Origin of the sequence: Jeotgalibacillus marinus, assembly GCF_040801915.1 — a bacterium.
GTDB classification, from domain to species: Bacteria; Bacillota; Bacilli; order Bacillales; family Jeotgalibacillaceae; genus Jeotgalibacillus; species Jeotgalibacillus marinus.
Genome location: NZ_JBFMIA010000049.1, coordinates 1 through 2,617, shown reverse-complemented (window position 1 = coordinate 2,617; position 2,617 = coordinate 1). Strand labels below are relative to the sequence as shown.

The window sequence follows — 2,617 nt, the reverse complement described above, 5'->3', positions numbered from 1 at the left end:
CATTTAATAATGTAACAAAAGTGGTGTTTGCAGCAGTAGGACTTGGTATGTTCAACCTTATTTTCGTATTGGGACCTTTCATCGTTGGACTAGTGATCCCTGTAACACTGTTTGTAACAGGAGTATTTTTATTAATTTCCCCAATTATTTTATTAATTCAGGACGGATTCACTCTTATTTATGTCAAAGAAATATTTTTGATACTTGGCTATATCGGTGTGGGTCTCATCTTTCTTTTAGGTGGGATAAAGGGTTGGCATTATTTTTATAAAATCGTACTTAGATATTTAAAATTCAACTTGGATATTGTCAGGGGGAGAAAAGGGTGAATAGTAAAAAAATCTTTACAATCGCAATTATTCTCATTGGGATATCTATCGTCGGTAATGTAGTGCTATTTTCTCTCGATCAATCGCCGTTTAACTTGACCAATATCAACCACAAAGAAAGTATTTCAGCAAGCAATATTTCTACAATAGATATTGACTCCGATACGGTGAATGTAACGATTGTGCCGTATGATGGGACGAATATTGACGTGCAACTGAAAGGAACGGCTGAAAAAAAGTCAGAGGATGATGTTCAGTTATTAGTAAACGAGGGAGCTTCGGAGTTAACCATTGAAGCGAGGGAGAAAAGGAAAGTCCGTCTTTTCACTATTAATTCCGGAATATTTGAATTAATAGTTAAATTGCCAAGGACAGATTTTGAACGACTCGAGGTGAAAGCTCAGGTTGGAAACATCAGCATTGATGAACAGACAGTCAATCAATCCAATTTGATAACTAAAGTTGGAAACATTCACGTGAAAAACTTGCAAGGAGAAGTTGATGCTACGACAGAAGTTGGTAACATCAACCTGCAATTAGAAAATATCCTTCACGACATTGTTGCCACCACAGAGGTTGGGAATGTTTCAGTAAAAACAGCAGAAGTTCCCGAATCTCTTGAAACAGATTTGAACCGCTCTATTGGAAAACAAACAGTAGAGTTACCAAGTGATTTGGGAGGCGGGGGCCCCTTGGTGAGATTAAAAACAGAAGTTGGAAATCTTTTTCTTGGAGTAGACGGGCAGTGAATAGGTGTCCTATGTATTTGCATCGCAACAATGATCGCCAATGTTATTTGGTTTCGTAGCTTTTCGTCCGTCGTCAACGTTGCAAAAAACAGATTTTTAAAAAGAAATTCTAATTCTTTTTAAAAAATGGGAAAAGGAATTAGTCCTCCAACATTCTGGGCTCCATTTGCTTCAACACTAACGAACAAAGTCAAAATCAACACAAAATGATTGCAGCCATCTGACTGCTTTTTTATTGAAGTTTTTACTTTTGCCTTCGTATCGTAGCGACGGACTGTAAAGTAATGAAGAAGGAACCTTCCTTCATAGCACGGGAAATAGTTAATAACTCTGAAAAAACAGGAAAATCTCATAGAAAATTAGCTAAAGAGATCGCTAAAGCTTTTGAAAGGAAGCATCAACAATGAGTTAAAAGTATATTCTCAATATTGGTTGATTGTGTTTATTGGCTTTAATGACCATGGTTCCACCTTATATATGCTACCTATCTCTATAATGGGGCGGTTCACTATGTGTTGTACTTAATTTAAACTAAAATAATATTTTATATTGCAAATTAAATACAAAAATATTACAATTTATTTGTTATGTTTGGTAATTTAGGGTATTTATAGGATTCGAAGGGGGAACGGAATGAAGCTGTTACAGTTATTTTTAAAACGCAAAATCATTGTTGGATTGTTATTTATTTTTGTTGTGATCGTCGGAAGTTTTGCAACGATCAAGTTAAATAAAGAAATGCTACCACCTATTGATTTTGACGGATCTTTTGTAGAAATCATGGCTGGAGAAATGAATGCTTTTGAGGTAGAACGCTTAATTACTAATCCTATAGAACAAAGGGTAGCAGGAATTGATGGTGTGGAGAAAGTTACCTCTACAACCAATATCGGAAGAGCTAGTCTTCAGCTTACATTTGAAAGTGGTCGGGGGGACGATGTTTACCCCGAAGTGGAGTCTGCTATTAATTCACTGCGACCACAACTACCCGGTGTAGAAGACATCACCACATTTGAACTATCTACGAATCAGCCATTTGAATTTTACATGGACCTATCAGGTGGATCAATGGAAGAGTTGACGCTGTTTTCCAAAGAGGTCCTTAAACCACGTCTTGAGGAATTGCGAGAAGTTCGTGAAGTAGCTTTTATGGGTCTTGAAGAAAAAGAGGTACTTATTGAATTAAAACGTGATAAGTTACTAGAATACGAATTGGACCCATCGCAAATTTTAGCAATGATCCAAAATGAGAATGCAGAATCTTCCCTGGGTGAGTTGATAGATGAAGAAAATCAACCAACACTACGGTGGAATACTTCTTTTACAACGGTAGAGGACTTGAATAATTTACGTATTCCTACGACGCAAGGAATCGAAATGCTAAACACGTTTGCTGATATCAAACTTCAACCGATAGAAAATACATCCTCTGTTTGGAAAGAGGGGTCGGACCAGTTTATATTCATCCAAGTCGGTAGTGTGGCAGGTGTTACCGAAATCGATATGGTAGCAGCCGTTCGTGAGGAAGTCTCTATGATT

Annotated in this window: 3 protein-coding genes; all 3 read left to right on the top strand. The window is 37.0% G+C overall.

What is annotated here, in order from left to right; all coding sequences use genetic code 11:
* A partial coding sequence (locus tag AB1471_RS16740; RefSeq protein ID WP_367780899.1) for a DUF1700 domain-containing protein occupies positions 1-329 on the top strand: 329 nt, incomplete at its 5' end.
* Positions 326-1,078: a DUF4097 family beta strand repeat-containing protein gene (locus AB1471_RS16735; RefSeq protein ID WP_367780898.1), complete on the top strand. Its 753-nt coding sequence runs from the start codon at positions 326-328 to the stop codon at positions 1,076-1,078. The genes AB1471_RS16740 and AB1471_RS16735, both read left to right, overlap by 4 nt.
* Positions 1,079-1,711: 633 nt before the next feature.
* Positions 1,712-2,617, top strand: a 906-nt coding sequence (locus tag AB1471_RS16730; RefSeq protein ID WP_367780897.1) for an efflux RND transporter permease subunit, incomplete at its 3' end; no start/stop codon positions are given.